General features: G+C 63.6%; 31 protein-coding genes. 8 read left to right on the forward strand and 23 right to left on the reverse strand.

The window, feature by feature from the left end; translation table 11 throughout:
* Positions 1-16 precede the first annotated feature (16 nt).
* The 5 genes from FJ949_RS05760 to FJ949_RS30230 all read right to left on the reverse strand — a co-directional run bounded on the left by FJ949_RS05760 (position 17) and on the right by FJ949_RS30230 (position 4,378).
* The gene (locus FJ949_RS05760) at positions 17-766 is read right to left on the reverse strand and encodes an ABC transporter permease (RefSeq protein ID WP_140494023.1); all 750 of its coding nucleotides are present in this window, start codon (positions 764-766) and stop codon (positions 17-19) included.
* Positions 763-1,701 (reverse strand): ABC transporter ATP-binding protein, encoded by a 939-nt coding sequence (locus tag FJ949_RS05765; RefSeq protein WP_140494025.1) that lies wholly within the window; start codon positions 1,699-1,701, stop codon positions 763-765. The genes FJ949_RS05760 and FJ949_RS05765 overlap by 4 nt, the downstream gene beginning before the upstream one ends.
* Entirely contained in the window at positions 1,698-2,861 is a 1,164-nt protein-coding gene (locus FJ949_RS05770) for an ABC transporter permease (protein WP_140494027.1), read from the reverse strand. The genes FJ949_RS05765 and FJ949_RS05770 overlap by 4 nt, the downstream gene beginning before the upstream one ends.
* A 316-nt stretch (positions 2,862-3,177) precedes the next feature.
* A complete protein-coding gene (locus FJ949_RS05780; protein WP_140494029.1) occupies positions 3,178-4,089 on the reverse strand; it encodes an ABC transporter substrate-binding protein in 912 nt (303 codons plus the stop codon).
* Positions 4,090-4,168: 79 nt separating this feature from the next.
* On the reverse strand, positions 4,169-4,378 hold the full coding sequence (locus FJ949_RS30230; protein WP_181165181.1) for a hypothetical protein: 210 nt from the start codon (positions 4,376-4,378) through the stop codon (positions 4,169-4,171).
* Here FJ949_RS30230 and FJ949_RS05785 point away from each other — a divergent pair.
* Positions 4,295-4,867 (forward strand): NADPH-dependent FMN reductase, encoded by a 573-nt coding sequence (locus tag FJ949_RS05785; RefSeq protein WP_140494031.1) that lies wholly within the window; start codon positions 4,295-4,297, stop codon positions 4,865-4,867. The two genes, FJ949_RS30230 and FJ949_RS05785, sit on opposite strands and share 84 nt — an antisense overlap.
* Before the next feature lie 14 nt (positions 4,868-4,881).
* On the opposite strand, the gene FJ949_RS05790 is transcribed toward FJ949_RS05785, so the two are convergent.
* The 13 genes from FJ949_RS05790 to FJ949_RS05850 form a co-directional block, all read right to left on the reverse strand.
* Positions 4,882-6,096, reverse strand: coding sequence for an MFS transporter (locus FJ949_RS05790; RefSeq protein WP_140494033.1), 1,215 nt, complete (start codon positions 6,094-6,096; stop codon positions 4,882-4,884).
* The gene (gene nusB, locus FJ949_RS05795; RefSeq protein ID WP_140494035.1) at positions 6,093-6,593 is read right to left on the reverse strand and encodes a transcription antitermination factor NusB; all 501 of its coding nucleotides are present in this window, start codon (positions 6,591-6,593) and stop codon (positions 6,093-6,095) included. The genes FJ949_RS05790 and nusB overlap by 4 nt, the downstream gene beginning before the upstream one ends.
* Positions 6,590-7,084 carry a 6,7-dimethyl-8-ribityllumazine synthase gene (gene ribH / locus FJ949_RS05800; RefSeq protein ID WP_140494037.1) on the reverse strand — a complete coding sequence of 165 codons (495 nt, stop codon included), beginning with the start codon at positions 7,082-7,084 and terminating at the stop codon, positions 6,590-6,592. Before ribH ends, nusB begins: the two co-directional genes overlap by 4 nt.
* Positions 7,085-7,321: 237 nt before the next feature.
* A complete protein-coding gene (locus FJ949_RS05805; protein WP_140494039.1) occupies positions 7,322-7,939 on the reverse strand; it encodes a riboflavin synthase in 618 nt (205 codons plus the stop codon).
* A gap of 11 nt (positions 7,940-7,950) precedes the next feature.
* Positions 7,951-9,081, reverse strand: coding sequence for a bifunctional diaminohydroxyphosphoribosylaminopyrimidine deaminase/5-amino-6-(5-phosphoribosylamino)uracil reductase RibD (ribD, locus tag FJ949_RS05810; RefSeq protein WP_181173119.1), 1,131 nt, complete (start codon positions 9,079-9,081; stop codon positions 7,951-7,953).
* The gene (gene nrdR, locus FJ949_RS05815; protein WP_010915593.1) at positions 9,078-9,557 is read right to left on the reverse strand and encodes a transcriptional regulator NrdR; all 480 of its coding nucleotides are present in this window, start codon (positions 9,555-9,557) and stop codon (positions 9,078-9,080) included. Before nrdR ends, ribD begins: the two co-directional genes overlap by 4 nt.
* Before the next feature lie 139 nt (positions 9,558-9,696).
* Positions 9,697-10,281 carry a hypothetical protein gene (locus FJ949_RS05820; RefSeq protein ID WP_140494043.1) on the reverse strand — a complete coding sequence of 195 codons (585 nt, stop codon included), beginning with the start codon at positions 10,279-10,281 and terminating at the stop codon, positions 9,697-9,699.
* Between the two features lie 81 nt (positions 10,282-10,362).
* Complete coding sequence (glyA, locus tag FJ949_RS05825; protein WP_140494046.1) at positions 10,363-11,676, reverse strand: serine hydroxymethyltransferase; 1,314 nt, start codon at positions 11,674-11,676, stop codon at positions 10,363-10,365.
* Positions 11,677-11,857: 181 nt separating this feature from the next.
* A complete protein-coding gene (locus tag FJ949_RS05830; RefSeq protein WP_140494048.1) occupies positions 11,858-13,498 on the reverse strand; it encodes a Na+/H+ antiporter in 1,641 nt (546 codons plus the stop codon).
* Positions 13,499-13,661: 163 nt separating this feature from the next.
* Entirely contained in the window at positions 13,662-14,915 is a 1,254-nt protein-coding gene (locus FJ949_RS05835; protein ID WP_140494050.1) for a murein L,D-transpeptidase, read from the reverse strand.
* A 349-nt stretch (positions 14,916-15,264) separates the two neighbouring features.
* Entirely contained in the window at positions 15,265-15,780 is a 516-nt protein-coding gene (locus tag FJ949_RS05840) for a winged helix DNA-binding protein (RefSeq protein WP_013896002.1), read from the reverse strand.
* Positions 15,781-16,017: 237 nt separating this feature from the next.
* Positions 16,018-16,440, reverse strand: a complete 423-nt coding sequence (locus FJ949_RS05845) for a DUF6163 family protein (protein WP_140494052.1) — start codon at positions 16,438-16,440, stop codon at positions 16,018-16,020.
* A complete protein-coding gene (locus tag FJ949_RS05850; protein WP_140494054.1) occupies positions 16,437-17,480 on the reverse strand; it encodes an enoyl-CoA hydratase/isomerase family protein in 1,044 nt (347 codons plus the stop codon). Before FJ949_RS05850 ends, FJ949_RS05845 begins: the two co-directional genes overlap by 4 nt.
* Before the next feature lie 193 nt (positions 17,481-17,673).
* Here FJ949_RS05850 and FJ949_RS05855 point away from each other — a divergent pair, with 193 nt between their 5' ends.
* The 3 genes from FJ949_RS05855 to FJ949_RS05865 all read left to right on the forward strand — a co-directional run bounded on the left by FJ949_RS05855 (position 17,674) and on the right by FJ949_RS05865 (position 20,515).
* Complete coding sequence (locus tag FJ949_RS05855; protein ID WP_140494056.1) at positions 17,674-18,504, forward strand: DUF2066 domain-containing protein; 831 nt, start codon at positions 17,674-17,676, stop codon at positions 18,502-18,504.
* An 88-nt stretch (positions 18,505-18,592) separates the two neighbouring features.
* Positions 18,593-19,624: a porphobilinogen synthase gene (gene hemB / locus FJ949_RS05860; protein WP_140494058.1), complete on the forward strand. Its 1,032-nt coding sequence runs from the start codon at positions 18,593-18,595 to the stop codon at positions 19,622-19,624.
* Between the two features lie 243 nt (positions 19,625-19,867).
* Entirely contained in the window at positions 19,868-20,515 is a 648-nt protein-coding gene (locus FJ949_RS05865) for a dihydrofolate reductase family protein (protein ID WP_140494060.1), read from the forward strand.
* 90 nt (positions 20,516-20,605) lie between these two features.
* On the opposite strand, the gene ppk2 is transcribed toward FJ949_RS05865, so the two are convergent.
* Positions 20,606-21,526, reverse strand: coding sequence for a polyphosphate kinase 2 (ppk2, locus tag FJ949_RS05870; RefSeq protein ID WP_140494062.1), 921 nt, complete (start codon positions 21,524-21,526; stop codon positions 20,606-20,608).
* A gap of 239 nt (positions 21,527-21,765) precedes the next feature.
* Between ppk2 and FJ949_RS05875 the strand changes: the two genes are divergently transcribed.
* Positions 21,766-22,809: an aldo/keto reductase gene (locus FJ949_RS05875; RefSeq protein WP_140494064.1), complete on the forward strand. Its 1,044-nt coding sequence runs from the start codon at positions 21,766-21,768 to the stop codon at positions 22,807-22,809.
* Between the two features lie 80 nt (positions 22,810-22,889).
* Entirely contained in the window at positions 22,890-23,036 is a 147-nt protein-coding gene (locus FJ949_RS05880; protein ID WP_140494066.1) for a hypothetical protein, read from the forward strand.
* 27 nt (positions 23,037-23,063) lie between these two features.
* Here FJ949_RS05880 and FJ949_RS05885 read toward each other — a convergent pair whose 3' ends face one another.
* Together FJ949_RS05885 and FJ949_RS05890 are read right to left on the reverse strand one after the other, a co-directional pair.
* Positions 23,064-23,324: a DUF982 domain-containing protein gene (locus FJ949_RS05885; protein ID WP_140494068.1), complete on the reverse strand. Its 261-nt coding sequence runs from the start codon at positions 23,322-23,324 to the stop codon at positions 23,064-23,066.
* Positions 23,325-23,427: 103 nt separating this feature from the next.
* Entirely contained in the window at positions 23,428-24,093 is a 666-nt protein-coding gene (locus tag FJ949_RS05890; RefSeq protein WP_140494070.1) for a GntR family transcriptional regulator, read from the reverse strand.
* Positions 24,094-24,211: 118 nt separating this feature from the next.
* Here FJ949_RS05890 and FJ949_RS05895 point away from each other — a divergent pair, with 118 nt between their 5' ends.
* Entirely contained in the window at positions 24,212-25,465 is a 1,254-nt protein-coding gene (locus tag FJ949_RS05895) for a multidrug efflux MFS transporter (RefSeq protein ID WP_140494071.1), read from the forward strand.
* 36 nt (positions 25,466-25,501) lie between these two features.
* A complete protein-coding gene (locus tag FJ949_RS05900) occupies positions 25,502-25,867 on the forward strand; it encodes a DUF423 domain-containing protein (protein WP_140494074.1) in 366 nt (121 codons plus the stop codon).
* A 15-nt stretch (positions 25,868-25,882) separates the two neighbouring features.
* On the opposite strand, the gene FJ949_RS30235 is transcribed toward FJ949_RS05900, so the two are convergent.
* Positions 25,883-26,032, reverse strand: a complete 150-nt coding sequence (locus FJ949_RS30235) for a hypothetical protein (protein WP_181172050.1) — start codon at positions 26,030-26,032, stop codon at positions 25,883-25,885.
* A 64-nt stretch (positions 26,033-26,096) separates the two neighbouring features.
* Positions 26,097-26,240: a hypothetical protein gene (locus tag FJ949_RS05905; protein WP_140494076.1), complete on the reverse strand. Its 144-nt coding sequence runs from the start codon at positions 26,238-26,240 to the stop codon at positions 26,097-26,099.
* Between the last annotated feature and the right edge of the window lie 160 nt (positions 26,241-26,400).

Below are 26,400 nucleotides of genomic sequence, written 5' to 3' on the forward strand. Positions count from 1 at the left end.
GCACCGGGACAGAAGCCTACTCGGCCTGCCTCCCCATGCGCCGCGCGGCATAGCGTTCGACCGCCGACAATCCGTCATAGATCAGCACGGCCAAGGCGGCGACGATCAGGCCGCCCTGCAAGATGAAAGCGAGATTGTTGGACAAGAGCCCGGCAATGATCACCTCGCCCAATGTCTTCGCTGCAACCGTCGAGCCGATGGTGGCGGTGGCCAGGCTGATAACCACCGACAGCCTTATGCCGCCGAGGATGACCGGCGCGCTGAGCGGCAATTCGACCTTCAGCAGCCTTTGCCAACCGGTCATGCCGGCGCCGCGCGCCGCTTCCATGACATTGCCGGGCAATGTCGTCAGGCCGGTCAGCGCGTTCTCGAAGATCGGCAGCAGACCATAGAGGAACAATGCGATCAGCGTCGGCTTCTCGCCGAACCCTACCGCCGGCACGGCAAGCGCCAGCACCGCCACCGGCGGGAAAGTCTGGCCGATATTGACCAGGCTGCGTGACAGCGGCAGGAATTCGGCGCCGGCAGGCCTGGTGACCAGGATGGCGAGCGCGACCGCCACGATGGTGGCGGCGAGCGTGGCGATCAGCACGGTGCGCAGGTGCAGCAGCATCAGCGTCAGCAAGCTGCCCTGATTGTAGATCACCGGCGCGCCGTTCTCGGTCAGCGGCTTGAGCAGCGGCTCGAACCAGCCGGGGCTGGTGACGAAAGCGACCAGCAGCACCACCAGCGCAAGCCTGAGCAGCAACGGCAGCCAGGCTTTCATGCCGGCCTCGCCGCACGCTTCACCAAGCCGTCGATGGTAACGCGACCGAGTGGCTTGCCGTCGGCATCCTTGACCGGCAGCGCCGGACGGCCAGACCAGAGAAGTTCGGCCAGCGCGTCGCGCTGGCTGGCGTCGCCAGGAATCCCCTCACCTTCCGCCGCGCCCTTTTCGACTGCGTCGCGCACGCGGCCGAGCGACAGCAGCCGGAACGGTTTTTCGCTGGCGCCGACCAGGGTCTCGACGAAGCCGCTGGCCGGCCTCGCCAGTATCTCCGCCGGCCTGGCATATTGTACCAGCTTGCCGGCATCCATGACGGCGATCTTGTCGCCCATATGCACGGCCTCTTCCATGTCGTGGGTGACGAGGATGATGGTGGTGCCGAAGCGCCTCTGGATCGCAAGAAGGTCTTCCTGCGCCTTGGTGCGGATTATGGGGTCAAGCGCGCCGAACGGCTCGTCCATCAACAGCACGTTGGGTTCGGCCGCGAGCGCGCGGGCGACGCCGACGCGCTGCTGCTGGCCGCCGGAGAGCTCGTGCGGGTAGCGCGGGCCGTAGGCCTGCGGGTCGAGCTGATAGAGCGTCATCAGTTCGTCGACGCGCGCCTTGATGCGATCCTTATCCCAGCCAAGCAGCACCGGCACGGTGGCTATGTTCTGCGCCACCGTTCGGTGCGGGAACAGGCCGTGGCCCTGGATGGCGTAGCCGATGCTGCGCCGCAGCTCGTAGCCGGGCACCGAGCGGTTGTCGGCGCCGTCGAGCTTGATGACGCCGGAAGTCGGCTCGACCAGCCGGTTGATCATGCGAAGCAGCGTCGTCTTGCCGGAGCCCGAGGTGCCGACGATGACGCAAAGGGTGCGGGGCTCTATGATCATCGAGACTTCATCGACCACCGTGGTCGCATCGTAGCGCTTGGTAATGCCTTCGATCTCGATCATGCGGGGTCCGCCCTGCGCTTGGTTGAGGTCATTTCGATCACCGCGTCGAGAATGATGGCAGCAGCGAAGGCGAGCGCAACCGTCGGCACGGCGCCAAGCAGCACCAGGTCCATCGCGGTCTGGCCGACGCCCTGGAACACGAACACGCCGAAGCCGCCGCCGCCGATCAGGGCGGCGATGGTGGCGAGGCCGATGTTCTGCACAAGCACGATGCGGATACCGGTGAGGATCACTGGGAAGGCCAGCGGAAACTCGACGCCGAACAGGCGTTGGCGATCCGTCATGCCCATGCCGCGCGCCGCGTCATTGGCGGCACGCGGCACACCGGCAAGGCCGACCACGGTATTGGCGACGACCGGCAGCAGCGAATAGAGGAACAGCGCCACGAACGCAGGTGCCGTTCCGATGCCGCGGATACCGAGCGCGGCCGCTCCCGGCACATGCGCCGCCACCCAGCCGAGCGGCGCGATCAGCAGGCCGAACAGCGCGATCGAGGGAATGGTCTGGACGATGTTGAGCACGTTGAGCACGCCGGCGCGCAGGCGCTCGACGCGATGGCACAGGATGCCAAGCGGCAGGCCCAGTATCACCGCCGCCGCCAGCGAACCAAGCGCCAGCGTGACATGTTTGGCGCCCTCGGCCCAGAAACTGTCGGCACGGTTGAAATATTCCTTGAGGATCGAAAGGCTGTCCCAGGATCCCGATATGAGCTGCAGCCCGATGGCGAGCGCGGCAACGACAAGCACGCCGACACGTGACCAGGGAGACAGGTTCATTCTCGTCAGCACGTCGGCCAGCAGGAGGGTAAAGGCAAAGATCAGCAGCCAAAACCCGGAGGCCGGCGAAACGCGCGCGAAGGTATTGCCTGCCGGGGTCAGGAATGTCCCGGTGACGCCGATCAACAGCGCGAGAGCCGCCAGCGTGATCACGCTCGCGGCAAGGCGCAGGACGAGCGGCGTTTTCAGCAGCGCGACAAGCGCGGCTGTGACAACGATGGCCAAAAGCAGCGGGCCGGCCAGTGCCGGAAGTGCCTCTACGATCGAGCGCGCCTGGCCGGGCACGATGCGATTGGCGCGGAACGTGGCGAAGGGTTCTACGAAAGCCGCATAGGCAGCGATCGCGGCGATGACCACGCCGAGCTTGTCGAAGCGGAGGGTCATGGCTGCCCCTCAAAGGGGGAAATCTGCCACGAGGTACACAGTTGGCTGGCGACTGGCGAAAGCCGACGCGATTTCCGATCTCCCCCCTTGCGGGGGAGATGGCCGGCAGGCCAGAGGGGGGTGTGAAGGATCGCCAACTTTCGAGCGTCGGCTTGTTCGAAAACGGTCCTATCCGAGCGCGCAGCTGTGACGAGTTGAGAGGTCGGCGGGACAGCACCCCCCTCTGTCCTGCCGGACATCTCCCCCGCAAGGGGGGAGATCGGCAGCTTCCAGAGGGGGGCGCCTCGCACCAGCATCACGGTCAGCTAAGCGCTGACTACTTCAAGAACCCATTCTTCTTCAAAAAGTCTTCCGCCACACCCTTGACCGGCTCTCCGCCGACCTGGACGCGGCCGTTGAGTTCCTGCAGCGTGATGAGGTCGAGCTTGGCGAAGACCGGCTTCAACAACGTCTCGATCTCGGGATGCTCCTTCAGCACCGCCTCGCGGATGATCGGCGCCGGCTGGTAGACCGGCTGCACGCCCTTGTCGTCGTCGAGCACGACCAGCCCGGAGGGCGCGATGCCGCCGTCAGTGCCGTAGACCATGGCGGCGTTGGCGCCATTGGTCTGGTTGGCTGCCGCCGCGATGGTCGCGGCCGTGTCGCCGCCGGAGAGCGTGATCAACTGGTCAGGCTTCAACGTGAAGCCGTAGGTGGTCTGGAACGCCGGCAGGGCCGCGGCTGAATTGACGAACTCGGCCGAGGCCGCGAGCACCACCTTGCCGCCGCCGGCGACATATTTGCCGAAATCGGACAGGGTGGCGAGCTTGTTGGTTTCGGCCACCTCCTTGCGCAGTGCGATCGCCCAGGTGTTGTTGGCCGGCGACGGCGACAGCCAGACGATCTTGTTGGCGTCGTAATCGAGCTTCTTGGCCGTCTCATAGGCCTTGGCGGCGTCCTTCCAGACCGGGTCGTCGGCCTTCTCGAAGAAGAAGGCGGCATTGCCGGTGTATTCGGGATAGATGTCGATCTCGCCGGCGGTGATCGCCTTGCGCACTACCGGCGTGCCGCCGAGCTGGATGCGGTCAGTGGTCTTGATGTTGTTGGCGTTGAGGACGAGCTGGATGATATTGCCTAGCACGCCGCCCTCGGTGTCGATCTTTGAGGAAACAACCACCTGAGCATTCGCCGATGCCGCCGTGATGCCGAGCGCGAGCGCCGCGCCAGCCAGAAGCTTGATTGAAAACATTGTGAAAATCCCTTGCTGTGAACCGGAATTCGGTGCCGCATATGAGCACGGCTCCAACGTCTCGTCGGGGCACACGGTTTCATAACAAGTGGTACAGACGCAATATTTTTGTTCGGAAGGCCAATTGCGACGCGACGCTGGCGATCTGCTGCCATCTGGCGGATAATGCGGTGAGGGTGCGGGTGGCAAACACGGAGAGCGTGTCATGGCCATACACAAAGTCGGTTACCTCATCGGCAGTCTTGCCCGGGAATCCATCAACCGCAAGCTCGCGAAGGCGCTCGTTCAACTTGCCCCTCCCGAACTCGACATGACCGAAATCGCCTTCAAGGATCTGCCACTGTACAGCTACGACTATGACGCCGACTTCCCACCGGCAGCCCGGGATTTCAAAAAGGCGATCGCCTCCGTCCAGGCCGTATTGTTCGTCACCCCGGAGTACAACCGCTCGATCCCTGGTGGATTGAAGAACGCAATCGACTGGGCCAGTCGGCCCTACGGCAAGAATTCGTTCGCGCGCAAACCGTCGGCTGTCATCGGAACATCGCCGGGCGCCATCGCGACCGCCGTCGCCCAACAAAGCCTTCGAAGCGTTCTGAGTTTCTGCAATTCGCCCCAGATGAACGCGCCTGAAGCCTACATACAGTTCACGCCGGGGCTGATCACCGACGACGGCGAGGTGACGGTCGAATCCACTGAGGACTTCCTGCGCAACTACATGGCTGAGTTTCACATGTTCATAGCGCGAGTGCTTCAGGTTCTGCCGCCGGACGCATAGATTCAAATTGGGCGTCAAGCCAGACGCAAGCTCGCAATCCTCAGCGCGCCGAGCGCGACGAAGCATAGCACGGTGACGGGAAAGATCATCCAGTTCAGCATGGTCCAGCCCCAGGCATTGTAGACCATGCCCGACATCAGCGAGGCGCAGGCCACGGAGCCGAACAGGACGAAGTCGTGGAACCCCTGCACCTTGCCCTTTTCGGAAGGCCGGTAGCTTGCCGCGACCATGGCCGTGGCGCCGATGAAGCCGAAATTCCAGCCGAGGCCGAGCAGGATCAGCGCCGTCCAGAATTGCCATAGCGCCAAGCCGGACAGCGCGACGACCGCACAGCCGATCAGCAGCAGGAGGCCGACCGCGACAATGCGTTCAGCACCGAAGCGATGGATCAGCGATCCGGTGAAGAAGCTCGGCCCGAACATTGCCATGACATGCCACGAAATGCCGAGCGTCGCATCGTCCTCCGACAGGCCGCAGCCGACCATGGCGAGCGGCGCGCCGGTCATGACGAAGCTCATCAGGGCATAGCTGCCGACCGCGCAGAAGAGTGCCGCGACGAAACGCGGCTGCGTGACGATCTCGGCCAAGGGCCGGGCATCGCTGCCGGCAATTTCCGTTCCGCCGGCGGCGGCCCTCGCCGGCAGGCGCAGCAATGACAGGATCGCCGCGCCGACGGCGGCTAGCACCAGGATGGATGCGAACGAACCGGCAAACATCACCGGTGCGAACAACTCGCGGGTGAAGATGACGATCTGCGGTCCGAGAATGGCGGTGATGATGCCGCCCGCCAGCACGAAGGAGATGGCGCGCGCCTTGAACTGCGGCGGCGCATTGTCGGCGGCGGCAAAGCGGAACTGCTGGACGAAGGCGCCACCGACACCGATCACCGTCAGGCCGAAGGCAAACAGCCAAAAACTGCCATGGAAGAGTGCCAGCGTCGCGACCAGACCGCCAAGCGCGGTGACGATCGTACCGGTCATGAAGCCGCCGCGCTGGCCCATGGCGCGGATGATGGCCGCCGCCGGCAGCGCACCGAGTGCCACGCCGAGATTGAAGCCGGTGATCGGCGCCGTCGCCAGCGACTTGTCCGGGCCGAGCAGATATTGACCGGCAAGCGCGCCCATGGAGATGGCGATGGGCGCTGCCGAACCGATGATCGCCTGCGAGGCGGCGAGGATCAACGCGGTGCGCCGCGCCTCCCTGGCCGCCTCGATGGCGACCGCCGTCATGAAGCGTCCTTGCCGCGTCCCTCGCCACGCACCCGACGGGAGACGCGATCGAGCACGGCGTTGACCAGCTTCGGCTCGTCTTCCTCGTAGAAAGCCTTGGCGATATCGACGTATTCGGAAACGATCACCGCCACCGGCACGTCTTCGCGCTTCATCAGTTCGTAGACACCGGCGCGCAGGATTGCGCGCAGTGTCGAATCGAGGCGCGACAGCGGCCAGTCATCGGTCAGCGCCTGGCGGATAACCGGATCGATGGTTTTCTGGTCCTCGACGACACCGGTGAGGATGGCGCGGAACCATTGGGCATCCGCCTCGCGGTAAAGCGCGCCATCGACTTCCTTGCCAAGGCGAAACGCTTCGTATTCGGCAGTGATCTCGAAGACGCCGCTGCCGGCGACATCCATCTGATAGAGGGCCTGCACGGCGGCAAGCCGCGCCGCGCCGCGCTTGTTGGCGTGGCGCACCGTGGGCTGTCCGGGCGAAGCGGGGTCGCTCACGATCGCGCTCCCAGTCGTTCCTTGAGCGCGATCATGGTCAGCGCCGCGCGCGCGGCAAAGCCACCCTTGTCGCCCTCCGAACGCTTGGCTCGCGTCCAGGCCTGTGCGTCGTTTTCCGTGGTCAGGATGCCGTTGCCGATACAGACCGAGTCCTGCACGGACAGGTCCATCAGTGCGCGGCTGGATTCATTGGCGACGATATCGAAGTGATAGGTGTCCCCGCGGACGACGGTGCCAAGCGCGACGAAGCCGTCATAGTTCATGCCGCCTTCCGCCGCGCCGTCCAGCGCGAAGGTAATGACGGCGGGAATTTCGAGCGAACCTGGAACGGTGACGACGTCGTAGGTCGCACCCGCTTCGTCAAGCGCGCTCGTCGCGCCTTCGAGCAGCGCGTCGGCAAGATCGTCGTGGAAGCGTGCCTCGATAACGAGAAGGTGGGCCTTCTTCTTCGGGCGAATGAACGCTTTGCCGTGTTGGGATGTGCCAGCCATAAATGTCTCCGGGATCGCCGGTGACTTAGGCCGAAGCCGGATTGATCGCAAGCACAAGATTGCCTCATTGGGACGGGGTACCGAGATCGGACAGTCTGTAGCGAGGCTTTGAGCCCAGGCAACAATGGCGTGGGCCACTACTCGGCCAGCATCTACATCGGCCACCCCAGCCGCGCTTGCACTTTGGAATTCCTGTTTTCCATCACCGCTAGTTCCTCATGAACAGCTCGGCGATGCTCAAAGCCCCTCTTTCGCCGCTTCCGCCAGGCGCGCCGCATAGCGGGCCATGGTATCGATCTCGAGATTGACGCGGTCGCCGACCTGGCGCTCACCCCAGGTGGTGACGGTCAGCGAATGGTGGATCAGAAGCACGTCGAAGCGGGTGCCTTCCACCTTGTTGACGGTGAGCGAGGTGCCGTCGAGCGCGACGGAGCCTTTCGGCGCGATGAACTTCGCCAGCTCGCGCGACGCTTCCAGCGTGAAGCGCACCGCATCGCCCTCGTCCTTGCGCTCGACGATCTCGGCGGTGCCGTCGACATGGCCCGACACGATATGGCCTCCAAGCTCGTCGCCGATCTTCAGCGCCCGCTCAAGATTGATGCGCGTGCCTGACTTCCAGCCCATCGCCGTCGTCAGCCGGAGCGCCTCCTCCCAGGCCTCGACTTCGAACCAGCGCGCGTTCGAGCCGCTGTCGGGCAAGGCCGTCACGGTAAGGCAAACGCCGCCGCATGATATCGAGGCGCCGATGGCGATGGTTTCGGGATCATAGGCGGTGTCGATACGCAATCCCACGCCTTCCCGCAGCGGCTTGACGGCCGCGACGGTGCCTATGTCGGTAACAATGCCGGTAAACATCGGTGTTGATCCTAAAAGTCTCTTATCCACTCGGCGTAGCTGTCCTCGCCGAACCGCATCTCGCGCAGTTTGCGAAATCCCGCCGGGACATGGTTGGCATCGATGGGCGATGCAATGCCCCCCTTGCCAATCGCCTCCGGTCCTCGGAACAGCACGATGCGGTCGACCAGGCCCTCCGACAGGAAGGCGCTGGCCACCTTGGCTCCACCTTCGACCAGCACGCTGGCCATACCGAGCGCAGCAAGATCCTCGAGCAGTTCCGGCAGCGCCACGCCGCCTTCATGCGTCTCGGTGCCGATGAAACGCACGCCGGCGCGTTCGAGCGTTGCCCGCCGCAGAGGATCGGCTTCCAGGCAAGCCGCGACGTAGAGCGCCACCCTGTCGACACCGGACACCAGTTTCGAAGTCTCAGGCAGCCTGATCTGCCTGTCGAGCACAATGCGCGCCGGCGACCGGTTCTCCAATCCCGGCAAGCGCACCGTCAGCGCCGGGTCGTCCTCCAGCGCCGTGCCAATGCCGATCAGGATGGCATCGGCTTCGGCGCGCATTAGATAGACTTCACGGCGCGCAATGTCGCCTGTGATCGACACCTGCCCAACACCTTCCATGCCGATCTTGCCGTCGCTGGAAAGCGCTAGCTTGAGAGTCACTTCCGGCCGTTTCCTAAGCGATCGAATGAGATAGCCGGCCATCTGCTCGGCGGCCTCCGCCGCCAGGACATTCTCCACAACATCGACGCCCGCGGTGCGCAGGATCGCGTAGCCTTGGCCTGACACGCGCGGATCGGGGTCGCTGGCGGCGCCAACGACGCGCGCGATGCCGGCATTGACCAGAGCGTTGGCGCAAGGCGGCGTGCGTCCGTGATGCGCGCAAGGCTCCAGCGTGACGTAGGCGGTGGCGCCGCGCGCCAGTTCGCCCGCTTCGGCGAGCGCCTCGGTCTCGGCATGCGGGCGGCCGCCGACAGCGGTGACGCCGGTGCCGACAATCATCGGGCCCAAGCCATCGTCGCGCACGATGAGTGTACCAACGGAAGGATTGGTTGAGGTCCGGCCCGCATTCCTGCGCGACAGTCTGAGTGCGGCTGCCATGAAACGGCGGTCAAGGGCTGCCTGTCCGGCCTCGCTGTGTTCCGCCATGCTCAGCCAGCGTCCTCTTCGCTCTTGTCCTCGTCGCCTTTCAATTCCCCCAGCAGCTCATGGAAATCCTTGGCCTCGCGGAAATTGCGGTAGACCGAGGCGAAGCGGACGTAGGCGACGTCGTCGAGCGACTTCAGCGCTTCCATGACCAGCCGCCCAACCTCGCCCGAGGCCACTTCGGTCTCGCCGGAGCTTTCCAGCTGGCGCACGATGCCGGTCACGGCACGATCAATGCGCTCGGGATCGACATTGCGCTTGCGCACCGCGATCTCGACGGAGCGCAAGAGCTTGTCGCGGTCGAAAGGCACTTTTCGCCCCGACTTCTTGACCACGACGAGGTCGCGCAACTGCACGCGCTCGAAGGTGGTGAAACGGCCGCCGCAATCGGGGCAGACGCGACGCCTGCGGATCGCCGCGCCATCCTCGGCGGGGCGCGAATCCTTCACCTGCGTATCTTCGGACTGGCAATAGGGACAGCGCATTGAGAGCCTTGGGTTCACGAATCTGGTGAGGCGAAAAGGCTTAGAGCCTTTTGCCACGATGGCAAGGCACGCAGACCCTTTCGCGTCAGAGATAGCGAGCCGCGAGGCAGATTGCCAGCACCCGCCTTCGCGCGCTTGGCTAGGGTGCAACGTCCTTGGTCGGAAAGCCGCATGATGTGCCGAGGTTGCGGTAGGCTTTAGTGAAGCCGTCCATCGGAATGCTGGCGAAAGCCTCTTTGCCGAAAGCGACATCGAGCGAGGTGACTTTGCGCATGGCTCGCAAGAGCGCGAGACTGGTCTTGGGCTGGTTGTCGACCGTCCAGCTGGGACGGCCGTTCACGGCATCGTTCGAATAGACGGTGGCGGAAACCTTGACGCCAGGATCACCAAAAGTCGCGGCGATCTTCTTGCCAGTGGGCAGGTTCCGGTTGTCGACAATAAGCATGATGGCCGGGTAGGCGTCCGGCGGCATGGCGTCGCCGTTCGAGATCGACAGCGTCAGCGTGCCCGAATTGCCGCTGGCATCGAAAAAGGCAGTCGAAGCGGCGCAGGTCTTGCGCGCATCCTGCCCGGTGTCGAGCGTATCGACGATGGTTGTCCATCTGCCGAAGGTAGCGGTGGCGGGCACTTCAGGGGCGGTCTGCGCAAGGGCAGTCCCGGGCAATGTCAGGGAAACGGCCAGCAAGCCATGGGCGCCAAGGATGGCGGGACGGAAATTACGCATCGTCTGGTCTCCAGTTCGGCGCGTCGACCGATCGGGGGTCGGCGCGCCGCTGGCGGATAAGAGATGACGCGTGGCGCGAGGTCAACCGAGATAAGGGTAGAGCGGGAATCGATCGGTCAGCGCCACGACCTTGGCCTTGACCGCGGCCTCGACCGAGGCATTGCCCTCATCGGAATTGGCGGCCTTGAGGCCATCCAGCACCTCGGCGATCAGCTTGCCTATTTCGCGGAACTCGGCCTGGCCGAAGCCGCGCGTTGTGCCGGCGGGCGTGCCGAGCCGCACGCCGGAGGTGACGAAGGGCTTTTCCGGGTCGAAGGGGATGCCGTTCTTGTTGCAAGTGATGTTGGCGCGCCCAAGCGCTGCCTCGGCGCGCTTGCCGGTGGCATTCTTGGGGCGCAGGTCGACCAGCATCAGGTGGTTGTCGGTGCCGCCCGACACGATGTCGAGGCCAGTCTCCTGTAGGCTGGACGCCAGCGCCTTGGCGTTGGCGGCGACGCTCTCGGCATAGAGCTTGAAGCTCGGCTTCAGCGCCTCGCCGAAGGCAACCGCCTTGGCGGCGATGACATGCATCAGCGGTCCGCCCTGCAGGCCGGGGAACACCGCCGAGTTCATCTTCTTGGCGATCTCCTCGTCGTTGCACAGGATCATGCCGCCGCGCGGGCCGCGCAGCGACTTGTGCGTGGTGGTCGTCACCACATGGGCATGCGGCAGCGGCGAGGGATGCACGCCGCCGGCGACGAGGCCGGCGATGTGGGCCATATCAACCATGAGGTAGGCGCCGACCGCATCGGCGATCTCGCGAAAGCGCTTCCAGTCCCAGATGCGCGAATAGGCGGTGCCGCCGGCCAGGATCAGCTTCGGCTTCGTCTCATGCGCCGTCTTCTCGATGGCGTCCATGTCGAGCAGGTGGTCGTCCTTGCGCACGCCGTAGGACACGACCTTGAACCATTTGCCGCTCATGTTGACTGGCGAGCCGTGCGTCAAATGCCCGCCGGAATTGAGGTCGAGGCCCATGAAGGTGTCCCCCGGCTGCAAGAGAGCCAGGAACACCGCCTGGTTCATCTGGCTGCCGGAATTGGGCTGCACATTGGCGAAGTTGCAGCCGAACAGTTTTTTCGCGCGCTCGATCGCCAGCTCCTCGGCGACATCCACGAACTGGCAGCCGCCATAGTAGCGCTTGCCCGGATAACCCTCGGCGTATTTGTTGGTCATGATCGAACCCTGCGCTTCGAGCACGGCGCGCGAGACGATGTTCTCAGACGCGATCAGTTCGATCTCGTGGCGCTGGCGTCCGAGTTCGTTGCGGATCGCGCCGAAAATTTCCGGATCGGCATCTTCCAGCGTGGTTTCGAAGAAGGATTCGAATTTGTTCGACGCTGCCGCTGCTGTTGCCATGGCCTGAATTCCTTAGGTCCGGAGGTCGGTTTTGTCTTGCGCATGCCGTTGTCCCAAACCCCTGCACATTTTTGTGTGACAGGATTGGGTTCGCCGCGCCATTAACACAGTTGTTTTCGCCTCGCCACGTTTGCGGCGCGAAATTTGCTGGCCCGATTGCGGCAAGCAGAGCGGCGAACCGTTATTTCCTGTCGCGCCGCTGCTTCAGAAGAGCCTCGGTCAAGGTGATCTCGGAAAACAGCGCCCGCATCGTATGGTCATTGATCTCGCGGCTGAGAAACATGGCGCGTAGCGCGGCGCGCTCGGCTTCTATGCCGGCCGCCCTGAGTTCAAGCTCCAGACGGCTCGCCTCACGCGCCTCGGCACGCGCTTCGTCGGCCTCGTCGGAGGCGGCGATGCGGCGCCGGTAGCCGGCGACGATGCTGTCGGCAACGGCGAGCCGTGCCTCGACGGCCCCGCCCTCGCCTGCCTCATTGGCGATGCTCTCGATCCTGGCGATCGCCGCATTGGCTGCGCCGACCCGCGCCCGGCGCTCCTCGGCCGCTGCCGGGTCCTCGCCCGGTTCGACCAGCCCGCGAGCGATCTTCGGCAGCGCGAGGCTGGCGATGGCCAGCGAGCAGATGATGACCCCGGCGGCGAGGAAGATCACCACGTCGCGGGCCGGGAACGGCGAGCCGTCCTGCAAGGTGAGCGGCAGCGACAGGATACCGGCCAACGTGATCGCTCCGCGCACGCCGGCGACCGATCCGGCGAGCCGCACGCGCAGGCCGAACGGCTCGGCCTTTCGCTTGCCGAGCCGCGCCGCCATGGCGCCCGCCATGTCGCCGATCCATATCCACAGGAAACGCAGGCCGATCAGGCAAAGGGTCAGCAGCAGGACTGTCAGCACCGGCTCGATGATCCAGTGCCGGCTGGACAACTCCGGCGGCACCTTACGGATGATATCGGGAAATTGCAGGCCAAGCAGAATGAAGAGCGCGCCGTTGAAGACGAAGGACAGCGTCGACCACAGCGACATCGTCTGCATGCGCGCCGAGACACCGAGAAAGCGGAACATGCCGGAAACTCCGGTCAACAGGCCGGCGGTGACCGCCGCCAGGATGCCCGAGGCGCCGATATGCTCGGCGCCGAGATAGGAGACGAAAGGCACCAGGATCATGACCAGAACCTGCGCCTCCGCCGGCACGCCGCCGATGCGGTTGAGCAGTTGCAGCGCCTTGGCGGCAACGAACAGCGCCGCCATGCCGGCGAGGATGCCGGCAGCCACGGCATAGAGAAAGCTCAGCGAGGCCGCGGCAAAGGAAAAGCTGCCGGTCAATGCCGCCACCACGGCAAAGCGGAACATGACCAGACCCGACGCGTCGTTGAGCAGCGACTCGCCTTCCAATATGTGCATCAGCCGCGCCGGAACGATGTTCCTGTCGACTATGGAAGACACCGCCACCGCGTCGGTCGGCGACAGCACCGCGGCGAGCGCGAAAGCGACGACGAGCGGGATGCTGGGCACGAGCCAATGCAAGGCGTAGCCAAATCCGACGATGGTGAAGAAGACCAGTCCAATGGCAAGGTCGAGGATAGGGCCACGCAAGGCGACAAGCTCGCGTTTGGGCGCAGCAAAGGCATCGGCGAACAGAAGCGGCGGAATGAATACGAGCAGGAACAGTTCCGGATCGATCTCGACATGCAGCCCGCGCGCCGGCCAGGCCAGCGCAGCACCCATGGCGATCTGCAGCACCGGCAGCGGCACCCGCACCAGCCGCACCAATGCACCGGAAAGCGCCACTAGGACGAGCACGACGAGGATGAAGACGGCAACTTGCATGGTCCGATTCCGGCAGTTTTGCCGACCATGCGCAATCGCCCGCGCTTCGTCCAGCCGGAGCGCGCCTACGCAGAGTTGGAGGTCAGCGGCGGTGTGAACGGCCTAGCGGCGGCGACAGAAAAAGGCCGCTCAAGAGCGGCCTTTTCCCTGAATAATCAATCGCTTAGAGCGACGAAGTGATCTGCAGCTCGTTGTTTCCGTCGAGGCCATATATGTCGTCGCGGAACTGGACGACGCCGGGGCCCGTCGACCAGGCCGAGAGATAGAGGAAATGCACCGGCACCGGGTTGGTGACCTGGACCGGCGTGTTTTCGCCGGTCTTGATCGCAGCCTCGAAATGCTGACGGTCCCAGCCGGGCGTGTCGCGCAGGATCCAGGTGACGAGGTCGCGCACGTTCTGCACGCGCACGCAACCCGAGGAATCGAAGCGCATCATCTTGCCGAACAGGCTCTGCTGCGGCGTATCGTGCATGTAGACACCGTCCGGGCTCGGGAAATTGATCTTCACCGACGCCATGGCGTTGTCCGAACCGGGGTCCTGGCGGAAACGGTACTTGGCCGCGTCATCGGTCGACCAGTCCACATTCATCGGATCGACTTCGCTGCCGTCTGGCGCAAACAGGCGAATATGGCTGTTCTTGAGATAATCGGGGTCCTTGCGCATCAATGGGATGATGTCCTTGCGCACGATCGACACCGGCGCGTTCCAATATGGATTGACGATGATCTCGTTGATCTTGGAATTGACGATCGGTGTCTGGCGATCGATCTTGCCGACGATCGCGGTATGGCGAAGCACGACGCGATCGTTCTCGACCGCCTCGACCTGCGCTGCCGGAATATCGACCAGCACATAACGGCTGCCAAGCGTGCCCGCCTTCTCCTTCAATCGCTGGAGATTGGTTTGCAACTGGCCGAGCCGGATCTGCGCCGAAACGTTCATCGCCGCGTAGGTATATTTGCCCAGCGCTCCGTCGGCCGGCAGGCCGTGGCGCAATTGGAAGCGCTTGACCGCCGAGTCGACATAGGAATCGAAGGCCGTCGAGATGCCGGCGCTCTGCGACAGGTCGCCGGCGACCATCAGGCGCTTGCGCAGCGGCACGACATCGGGATCGTCGACGCCGAGCTGCAGTTTCTTGGTCGCGGGAACCTCGACCCAGCCGCCCTGCCCGACAATGTTCTGGTACTGCGCCACAGCCTGCTCGGTGAAGGCCACGGTCTGCGGGCTGAAGATCGGCAGCGTCGAGGCCACCTTGCCGCCTGCGCTGGCGCGGGCGTCGAACTGATCGTCCCAGTTGCCGCGCGCCGAGGACTTCAGGATGTCCCCGATCACATCCTGCGCGCTGGCGCGGCCGGCAACAACGGCGGCTGCGAGCGCGGAGGCTCCGGAAAGGAAGAAACGGCGGCTGGTTCTCATGGACGTTCCAGACATTTGTAGCAGTTCGAACACTTGCTGCGTTGATCATCGGGCGATCTCGCCCGCACTCTAAAATTGGCAATCTTAACAATTAGCCAACCATGGTCCGCATCACCTCGGTGTGAAAACGCGCAAGGCTACGCGGCTGCGGGTGAACTCATGGTCTTCACCACAGCATCACTGTCATCTTCGGTTCCATTGGAATATGGCGGCAACGTGGCCTTGGCCCGCAATTTGCTTCGGCCAGCGCAACGAAAAGAAAAGACCGATGCTTTTCGGCACCGGCCCTGACTGGAGGTCGCTGTTGCGGCCGCGCTTCTGTGGCGCGGCTTCTGATTGGGGATGTGGCTTACATCCGGTAAGCGATGGTGTCGTTCCAGAAGCGGTCGAGGCGCTGGAGGGCGCGGTTCATCTGCTTGAATTCATCGGTGTTGATGCCGCCGACCTGCTCGATCGAGCCGACATGGCGCTCATAGAGACCGGCGACCACGTCCGCCACCTCGTTGCCCTTCGGCGTCAGCGAGACGCGGACCGAACGACGGTCGATGCGCGAGCGCTGGTGGTTGATGAAGCCGAGATCGACAAGCTTCTTGAGATTGTAGGAGACGTTCGAGCCGAGATAGTAGCCCCGCGAGCGCAACTCGCCGGCAGTCAGCTCCGAATTGCCGATGTTGAAGAGCAGCAGCGCCTGGATGGCGTTGATGTCGGAACGGCCATTGCGGTCGAACTCGTCCTTGATCACGTCGAGCAGACGGCGGTGCAGGCGCTCGACCAGTTGGAGCGATTCCATGTAAAGGGAACGGATTGCCTCGCGGCGATCGTCGGAAACGTTGGCGGTCTTTGCCGCCGGACGCGAATTGATCATTGTCTTTGCCTCTCGTTTGTCGCCCTGGTGATTTTTTGTTTTTCACCTTGATCGCGACACTATCGAATACTCATAAAATTCGACTTAAACGCCAAGGCTAACAAGAGCTTACCGGTAATAGGTTTCGCAAGACGCTTAACGAACGGTCACTCGAGCAAGGATAATTAACCTAAAGATTTAGCCAATGATTTCAGGGCGAAATCCGATCCGCCGGATCGCCGGCGGCGCGTGCCGGCTTCAGGTCCGGGGCGACCGCTTCTGCAGATAGATGACGAGGCGGAAAACGACATAGAGCAGCGCCACCCCCGCATGCGAGACGACGATGAGCGGGCGGCGGCCGAAGAGTTCGGGAAAGCCGGCATACATGACGATCTCCGTCGCGGCGCAGATGAACCAAATCACCGGCCCCCAGGAAGCCAGCATCCATAGGCCGGCTGCGGCAAAGGGAAAAAACACGGCGAGCATCACCGCTGCCACCTGCCAGTGGACCGGCATCAGGTCGAAGCGCCACAGCGAGCCGGGATAGAAGCCGATAAGCCTGATCCAGTACAGGATACCGAACAGCAGGCAGTATCCTGATATGATTCGCTGGAACCAGGCGAAGATAACCTCCACCCCTGAAGGCTGAAGCACGACGCGTCTGGACGTCACCTCACTCATAGCGCGAGTTCCCGTTCACCGAGCGAGGCAAAATAGGCATCGACATCCGCGTCGTCGACCGCATCGAGGGTTGCCGGCAGCCATTGCGGCTTGGAACCCTTTTCGATGATGGTGGCGCGTATGCCTTCGTAGAAATCGTGGCCCGCGAGCATCCGGTTGAGGATGCGGAACTCCATCTTCATGCATTGATCCATCGGCAGCGTCAGGCCGGCAGTGATCTGGCGCCAGGCGACACGAAGGCTGGTCGGCGAGCGCGTCAGGATCGTCGCCAGCGTCCTTGCCGCAAACTCATCGCTCCCTGCCGCCTGCTCCAGGCTGCCGATGATATCGGCAAGCGACGCCTGCGCGAAGTGATGGGCGATCGCCTCCAGCACCTGCCTGTCCGTCTCGCGCTTCGCCGGGATGAAGAAGCCGCGCAGCACCGATTCGGGATCGCCGGTGGCGGCGAGCTGGTCGAGAAAGCCAGCCTGGTCCTGCGCCTTGATCGTATGCGTGGCCAGCCCGGACCACAACGCGTCGCCATAGCGGATACGATTGCCGGTCAGCGCCAGGTACATGCCGAAGGAACCTCCAAGATCGGGCAGCAGATGGCTGGCGCCGACATCCGGGAAAAAGCCGATACCCACCTCCGGCATGGCGAACTGCGCATTTTCCGTCATCACCCGGTGCGATCCATGAAAGGAGATGCCGACGCCGCCGCCCATGACGATGCCGTCGATCAGCGCCACATAGGGTTTTTTGAAACGCGCGATCTGGGCGTTCAGCCGATACTCGTCGGCGAAGAACTCGACAGGCGGCTTACCGGCCCGGCCGGCCTCATAGATGTGGAGAATGTCGCCCCCGGCCGAAAACGCCCTACCCTCGGCCTTGACGACGACGACGTCGACGCTCCAGTCCCGCTCCCAAGCGTGCAATGCCTTGGCGAGTGCATTGACCATGCCGTGCGTGACCGCATTGAGTGCCCGCGGCCGCGTCAACGTGACGATGCCGGCCCGGCCCAGATGTTCGAAGCGGATCTCGTCGCCTCCGCCAAAATCCATCGTGAAAGAATCCCTCCCCCGCTCCGCCGGGACTGAAGTGCTAAAGCGTGGCCCATGGCCGCGTCAATGCCGGCATGCCGGCAGCGCGTCTTGGCTCGTGCCGGAGCCTAGTGCTAAAAGAGCCGTTGTGGCCGCAACGCCGAGAACCACGGCGACTGCGCAGCTGTAGCGGGTTTCCAACGGGGTGTTGCTCATGGCTGGATTTGCGCGCCTCGTGCCGATGACGATCGGGCTGATCATCATTTGCCTGGCTTTGCAACCGACCCTGGCGGCAAGCCTCGCCGATCTTTACCAGTCGCAGACCATCGTCAACGGTCGGTACGAGAAGAACCGCCAGGCCGGCTTCAAACGTTGCCTCGACGCGGTTCTGGTCCGGGTTTCCGGCGACCAGCGCCTGCCGGCGAAACCGGAGATGGCGGCGCTGCGCGACAAGGCCGGCAGCTTCGTGGCGGCCTTTCGCTACCGCGATCGCATGGAAGGCATTCCCAACCATGACGATCAGGGCACGTATGATCGGCCTCACAATCTCTACTGCCAGTACAGCCCGGCGATGATCGATCCGGTGCTGGCTTCGCTCGGCAGCAGGCCATGGCTGACCGAAAGGCCACGGCTGGCGGTGTTCTTGTCGACCGAGCGCGGCGTCAAGCATTTCGCGCTCGATGCCGATGACGAGCGCGGCGTGCTGATGCGCGAGTCGTTCGGCAATGCCGCCGCGCCGGTTGCCATGCAGGTAACCTTCCCAACGGCAGCGCTGCTGTCGAAGGCGGGGCTGGACGACAGGATCATGCGCGAGGCCGACATGGCGAAGCTGGACACGGTTGCGAAAATGGCCGGCGCCGACCAAGCGCTTTCCGGCAGCATCGTCTGGAGCGACAAGGAGTTGGGCTGGATCGCCGACTGGCGGCTGGCGAAGGCCGGCAAGACCTACGCCTGGCAAGTGCGCGGCGTCGGCTTCGACGAGGCGTTCCGTGTCGGCATGCGCGGTGCGGCGCAGATCCTTTCGGGCAACGGGCAACCCGAATAAGGACCCGGCCGGATTGCTGGCACAAACGTGTCGCATTGGTCAGCACCACGGGTGCGTGATAAAAGCCGGCCAAACGAGAGTTTTGGCGATGAACAGATTCACCCCCGCAAAACCTGCCGGCGCGCGCAGCGTCGACGACATCACCGGCAGCCGCCGCTTGCGACGCATGCGCAAGGCCGACTGGTCGCGGCGCCTGGTGCAGGAGAACAGGCTTTCCGTCGACGACCTGATCTGGCCGATCTTCGTCGTCGACGGCAGACAAGTGCGCGAGCCGATCGCCGCCATGCCGGGCGTCTTCCGCCTGTCGATCGACCTTGCCGTCAAGGAGGCCGAACGCGCGGCGAAGCTCGGCATCCCCGCGCTTGCCACCTTTCCCAATGTGGACATTTCGCTGCGCGACGAGACCGGCTCGCATATCCTCGACCCCGACAACGTCATCAACCGCGCCACGCGCGCGATCAAGGACGCGGTGCCTGAGATCGGCGTCATCACCGACGCCGCGCTCGACCCGTTCACCAGCCATGGTCATGACGGCATCCTGCGCGACGGCCTCATCGTCAATGACGAGACGGTGGAACAGGTAACCGCGGCGGCCGTCATACAAGCAGCGGCCGGCGCCGACATCATCGCGCCGTCCGACATGATGGACGGCCGCATCGGAGCCATCCGCGACGCGCTCGACGCAAACGGTTTTCAGGACGTGGCGATCATGTCCTATGCGACGAAATTCGCCTCCGCCTTCTACGGGCCGTACCGCGAGGCGGTCGGCACGGCCGGCCTGCTCAAGGGCGACAAGAAGACCTATTACATCGACCACGCCAATTCCGACGAAGCGGTGCGCGAAGCCGAGCAGGACCTGGCCGAAGGCGCGGACATGCTGATGGTCAAGCCCGGCCTGCCCTATCTCGATATCATCCGCAGGCTGAAGGACGAATTTGCGATGCCGACCTTCGCCTACCAGGTGTCGGGCGAATATTCGATGATCAAGGCGGCGGGCGCCAATGGCTGGATCGACGGCGAAAAGGTCATGCTGGAATCGCTTCTTGCCTTCAAACGCGCCGGCTGTGACGGCATTTTGACCTATTTCGCCCCTGAGGTGGCGGAGATGCTGAGAGCATAGTTTCCCCAGCGCCGTCAAACCATATGCTCTTCATGGACCCACCGGCAAATGAGCCGGTATAGCGGCTGTCTCGGCAACCGCCATTTTGGCATCCGCACCAACCATCAGGCAACACTCTGGACATCGCATAGGCGAAGTACGGATATGCATCTTTTCGATCGCGGAAAATACTACTTGCAATTTGCAATCGGTTTGCTAGAAAGTAACTGCTTGCAAAATACAACTGGTCTGAGGAGGCTTTCCATGTCCAGACTTCGCGTCAACGCATTCACCTTGTCGCTCGACGGTTACGGCGCCGGTCCCGACCAGGATTTGAAAAACCCGCTCGGCGTCGGTGGGGAAGCCCTGCACAAATGGATGATCGGTACCCGCACCTTCCGCAAGATGGTGCTCGGAGACGATGACGGCACAACCGATATCAACGAGGCGTTCGCGGCGCGCAGCTTCGAGAATGTCGGCGCCTGGATCCTCGGCCGCAACATGTTCGGGCCGATCCGCGGCGAATGGCCTGACGAAAACTGGAAGGGCTGGTGGGGCGACAACCCGCCCTATCATGTGCCGGTCTTCGTGCTGACCCACCATGCGCGCGAGCCGATCGTCATGGAGGGCGGCACGACCTTTTACTTCATTACGGATGGCATCCATTCGGCGCTCGAGCAGGCAAGGGCAGCGGCCAATGGCAGCGATGTGCGGGTCGGCGGCGGCGTCGCCACCATCCGGCAGTACCTCCAGGAGAGGCTCATCGACGAGATGCATCTGGCGATCTCGCCGGTGCTGCTCGGCTCCGGCGAGCACCTCTTCGCCGGGATTGATATGCCGAAGCTCGGCTACGCGTGCAGCGAACAAGTAGCGACGCCGCTTGCCACGCATGTCGTCATCAAGCGGACTTAGGAATTAGTTGTCTGCGACAGTGGGAATTGGCAACCCTTGGTGCAGATCCTTTCTCCCCGTCACTATACGGGGAGAAGGACAAACTCTCGTTCAATACTTCTCGGGCACGTAGAGCTCGCGCGGCAGCACCTGGCGCTCGTATTCGGGATTGAAGACCCGCTCGGGCAGCGTGATCTCCTCGTGCGGCACCTCTTCATAGGGAACCTGCTGCAAGAGGTGGTCGATGCAGTTCAGCCGGGCGCGCTTCTTGTCGTTGCCCTCGACGATGAACCAGGGCGCCTCCGGAATGTTGGTACGGGCGAAGGTCTCTTCCTTGGCCTTGGTGTACTGTTCCCAGCGCACCCGCGACTGCAGGTCCATCGGCGACAGCTTCCACTGCTTCATCGGATCGTGGATGCGCATCAGGAAGCGCATCTGTTGTTCCTCGTCGGTGATCGAGAACCAGTATTTGACCAGCGTGATGCCCGAACGGACCAGCATGCGCTCGAACTCCGGCACGTCACGGAAGAATTCCTCCACCTGATCGGGCCCAGCGAAACCCATCACCCGCTCGACGCCGGAACGGTTGTACCAGGAGCGGTCGAACAGAACGATCTCGCCGCCGGCCGGCAGGTGCGGCACATAACGCTGGAAATACCATTGCGACGTCTCTCGCTCGGTCGGTGCCGGAAGCGCCACGACGCGGCAGATCCGCGGGTTGAGCCGCTGGGTGATGCGCTTGATGACGCCGCCCTTGCCAGCCGAATCGCGGCCTTCGAAGATCACCACAAGCTTCTTCTTGTGGTAGGCGACCCAGGATTGCAGCTTGATCAGCTCGGATTGCAGCCCGATCAGGTCGCGAAAATACTGCATGCGGTCGATAGAAGGCGGATGCGCGTTCTTGTAGATCCTGGCGATCTCCAGCGACAGCGCCGGTTCCGACATCTCCAGTTCATAGTCCTCGTCGAGCGTGTCGGCGAGTTCGGCTTCCAGCCAGTCCCGGGCGCCGGACTTGGGTATGGATTCATTCATCGGTGTTCCTCCATCTGCAAGCTGCCGCCTCCGGCAACGACCGGGCGCACTGGTCGCGTCCTGACGGCGGCGCGCAACGCCCTGATCGACTGAGTATAGGCCGGCAATGACGGTTTTATTGCAGGGGCACGCCACGGCCGCTCATCGGTGTGCTGGGGCCGGAGGGCGACAAGCCGCACGGATTGTCCTACAAATCCAGCAACCTGATCGGGCCATTCTTCTCAATCGCGAGGACTGACATGGAATACCGCACTCTCGGCCGTTCCGGCCTGAAGGTTTCGGCGCTGACGATGGGCACCATGACCTTTGGCGGCGCCGGCCCGTTCGCGGCTGTGGGCAACAGCGATCTCGCCGAGGCGAAGCGCATGATCGATCTGTGCATTGATGCCGGCATCAATCTCATCGACACGGCCAATGTCTATTCGGACGGCCTGTCGGAGGAGATCATCGGCGAGGCACTCGGCGGCAAGCGCAGGAACGACGTGCTGATCGCCTCCAAGGCGCGCATGCGCATCGGCGACGGTCCCAATGACGAAGGCCTGTCGCGCCATCATTTGATCCGCGAATGCGAGAAAAGCCTTAAGCGGCTCAAGACCGACGTCATCGATATCTATTTCCTGCACGAATGGGACGGCGTGACGCCACTCGAAGAGACCATCGCCGCGCTCGACACGCTGGTCGGCCAGGGGAAGATCCGCTATATCGGCTGCTCCAACTATTCCGGCTGGCAGGTGATGAAGGCGCTCTCCATCAGTGACACCCGCCATCAGCCGCGCTTCGTCACCCAGCAGATCCACTACACGCTCGAAGCACGCGAAGCCGAATACGAGCTGCTGCCGATCTCGGTCGACCAGGGATTGGGCGTGCTGGTGTGGAGCCCGCTGGCGGGCGGCCTGCTGTCGGGCAAGTATCACCGTGACAACCCGACCGCGCGCCAGGTCGCCGGCTGGTCCGAACCGCCAATCCGCGACGAGGACCGGCTGTGGCGGATCGTCGATGTGCTGGTCGAAATCGGTAAGGCCCGCGGTGTGTCCGCCGCACAGGTGGCGCTTGCCTGGCTGCTTGGCCGGCCGGCTATCAGCTCGCTTGTGATCGGCGGGCGCAACGAGGCCCAGTTCAGGGACAATATCGCGGCGGCCAGCCTGACGCTGGCCGGCGAGGAACGTGATCGCCTCGACGCGGTCAGCCGCCCGCCCCTGCTCTATCCCTATTGGCATCAGCAGCTGACGGCAAAGGAGCGTTTCGGCGCCGCCGACCTTGTGATCGATCGAAGCAGCTTATAGGAACCCTGGTGCCGGCTCCGAGACGTCGGAAGGCGAACGACGCGTAGTCAGCCCACAAGAACAGCAAAAAAGGAGCCGCTATGGCACGAGCACCAAATTACGATCAGGAACGCAAAGAACGCGATCGCCAGAAGGCGGCCAAGAAGGCCGAAAAGCTGGCGGCCAAGGCTGCGGCGCGGGAGCGTCAGAAACCCGAGACTGACGCCGAGATTGAAACAGAGGAATGACGGCGCGCGGCGGCAATCCGGCCTGGATCAGGCCGGCGCCTTGTCGCTGACGAAGACGTCCACTTCACGCGCCGCCGCGATAAAGGCGCGCCTTGCGTTCATGGCCGGCTTGTCGCCGGCCAGCGCATCGTGGCAGGCCTGCAGCGCCGCGCGATGCTTGGGGGTGCGCTTGCCGGGCCAGCTGTTCATGAGATAGTCGGAAGCCTCGCGGGCCGAGCGTAAGAGCTGTGTACTTCCCGCCGTGACTGATTTGACGGTCACGGGTACTTCAAATCGGTTGTTTTCCATTGCCCGGTCCTACGCCATCGGCGTCCGCGAAGCGAGGCCGAAAGTGGGGCTCGGGGCCGGTGGTCCTTTTTTCGGCGGCGAGTGGCCTGCCCTGCAGGCCGCATTATGCCGCCACGACGGCAAATCCCCTGGCGCGAAGGCCGCGGCGATCATTGGCCAGCGACGTCAACAGACGGTCGCGACTGCCCACGATATGCTGCGAGAGCAAGCGCGCGGCTTCCTGTGCATCGCCGCTCCGCACGGCGGCCAGGATGGCATGATGTTCGGCCCAGGCGCGGCCAAGGGCCGCTCCATCGCGTACCTCCAGCCAACGGGCGCGCGAAAGCCTGGTCATCGCGTCGCGGACGGCCCGAAACAGGAATTCATTGCCGGACAGTCGCGCCAGCTCGATGTGGAAATCCATGCCGACGCGATGCCATTCCTCGCGCGGAGTGTCGTCGTCGCAGGAGACGAGCATAGCCTCGATGACATCGACGGCACTTCTGTCGGCAAGCCCGCATGTCAGCCGCAAGGCCGCGACCTCGACCGCTTCGCGGTAGACCGCGATCTGCTCGAGTTCGGCCAGGTTGATGGGCGAGACCGTCCAGCCGCGCCCGTCCCTGCCGACCAGCCCTTCGGTTTCGAGCCGCAGCAGCGCAGCCCTGACCGGCGTGCGCGAGGCGCCGAAGCGGCTTTCGATCCAGCGCTCGGTGAGTTTCTCACCCGGGCCGATCTCAAGTCCAAGGATCATCTCGCGGAGCTGCCGTTCGACGTTGTGCATCTGCGACATCGTTGTTGCCTTTTCACGTGCCCGCATTGACAGCGGTCGGGCTGTGGGTCCATGACGGATACCGACTTGGTATCCCAAAATGGTATCCACAACAATCCCTGGCACACGCAGGCACGGCATGACGCAGAACGATACGGAACAGGGCGGCTACAATATCCACTGGCGGCGCAATCTCGCCGTCTGCTTCGCGGGTTCGTTCAGCACGCTCATCGCCATGACCCTGCTCTTGCCGTTCCTGCCGCTCTATGTCGAGCAACTGGGCGTCGAGGGCCATGCGGCGATCGTGCAATGGTCGGGCATCGCCTATGGGGCGACCTTCTTCGCGGCGGCGCTCGTTGCGCCGTTATGGGGACGGCTCGGCGACCGCTACGGCCGCAAGCTGATGCTGGTGCGCGCCTCCTTCGGCATGGCGATCTGCATGTCGCTGACCGGAATGGTCGAGACGGTCTGGCAACTGGTGCTGCTGCGCCTGCTGATCGGCTTTGCCGGCGGCTATTCCTCCGGCTCGACCATATTGGTGGCCATGCAGACGCCGAAGGACCGCTCCGGCTGGGCACTCGGTGTCTTGTCCGCTGGCATCACGGCAGGTTCGCTGGTCGGCCCCCTGCTCGGCGGCGCGCTGCCGCCGGTAATCGGCATCCGCGCGACCTTTCTGTTGTCCGGCGGCGTCATCTTCCTTGCCTTCCTGGCGACGACATTCCTGATCAAGGAGAACCAGCGCTTGCAAGCAAGCAAAGCCGCGACGGCGGCAAAGCCGAAGAGCGGCTGGTCGCAAATTGTCGACAAGCGTCCGGTCGTGGCCATGCTGACGACCGGCATGCTGCTGGCCTTCGCCACCATGTCGATCGAGCCGATCATCACCGTCTATGTGCAGCAGCTGATCGAGGACCAGAGCCGGGTGACGCTCGTTGCCGGCGTGGTGATGTCGGCGGCCGCCCTCGGCGCCATCCTGTCGGCGTCGTGGCTTGGCAGGCTCGCCGACCGCGTCGGTCATTGGAACGTCGTCGGCGGCGCGCTGGCCGTGTCGGCACTGCTGCTCATTCCGCAGGCCTTCGTCACCGACGGCTGGCAACTGATCGGGCTGCGCTTCCTGATGGGCCTGGCGCTCGGCGGTTTGCTGCCTTGCATCACCAGCGTCATCCGCCACAACATTCCCGACGGCGTCGGCGGCAACGTGCTCGGCCTTTCGATCTCGGCCCAATATGTCGGCCAAGTCGCCGGACCGCTTGCCGGCGGTTTCGTCGGCGGCCATTTCGGCATGCGGGCGGTGTTTCTCGGCACGTCGGTGCTGATGGCGCTCGGCGCGGTCTACAACTGGATTGTCCAGGCGCGGCGGACGCGGCATATGTTGATGGAAGCGAGCAAGCCCTGACAAGCTGCCCAGCCAATCAACCGAAGGAGCGTCGACATGAACCTGGCCGAAACGACCGGCAGCCGTCTGCTTGTGCTCGCCGCCGGCATCGTGGGCGCGGCGGGCGTGGCGCTGTCGGCGGCCGCCGCACATCTCGGCGGCGCCTTCACCGGTACGGCGGCATCGTTCCTGCTGATGCACGCACCGGCGTTTCTGGCCGTCGGTCTCCTCGACGCGAATCGCCCGCTGCGGATAGCCAGCATGGTGCTGCTCGTCGGGCTCGTGCTTTTCACGGGCGATCTTCTCGCCCGCGATTTCCTCGGATCGAGGCTGTTTCCGATGTCGGCGCCGATCGGAGGCACCCTGCTCATCGCAGGCTGGCTGGCCATAGCTGTCTCCGCCGTGGTGCGTCGGCGACCCTGAGATGCGCGCCCGGTTTCAATCCCGGCGACGTTCAAGTCGGATCCAAAGATCGCGGTGGCGCGCCGAGAGCGTCGCGCGGCGCGGCGCCTCTGGCCGCTCCGCGGCCGTGCCGATGCCCCAATAATTGCGATAGATGTCGTCGAACAGATGCTTCATGGGATGCATGGCTCTTCTCCTCTTGATTTGGATTGAATCGATCCAATCGGCCGACGCAAAAAATTGGCGCCAGTCAGCTCCGCTTGCGCGCCACTAGGAAGCGCAGATCGCGAATCCACGGGCTTGTTCCGCCGCGGCGCTTGGACTTGTTGGCGGCCGACCCAATGCTCCAGTCGTTGCGGTAGATGTCTTCGAACAGATAGTTAACAGGATGCATGGCGCACCTCCCATCTAGGTTTAATCCAGCAGGCATATCTGAGTTGGATCGATTCAAAGATAGGCCCATGGAAGCCGCCGGTCAAGCAAAATTTGAATCGATCCAACGAAAGTGCTAGATGCAGATCGGGAACGTGCTAAATGCATGTCAGGAGGCACGC

Source organism: Mesorhizobium sp. B2-4-1 (genome assembly GCF_006442185.1).
In the GTDB taxonomy this organism is placed as follows: Bacteria; Pseudomonadota; Alphaproteobacteria; order Rhizobiales; family Rhizobiaceae; genus Mesorhizobium.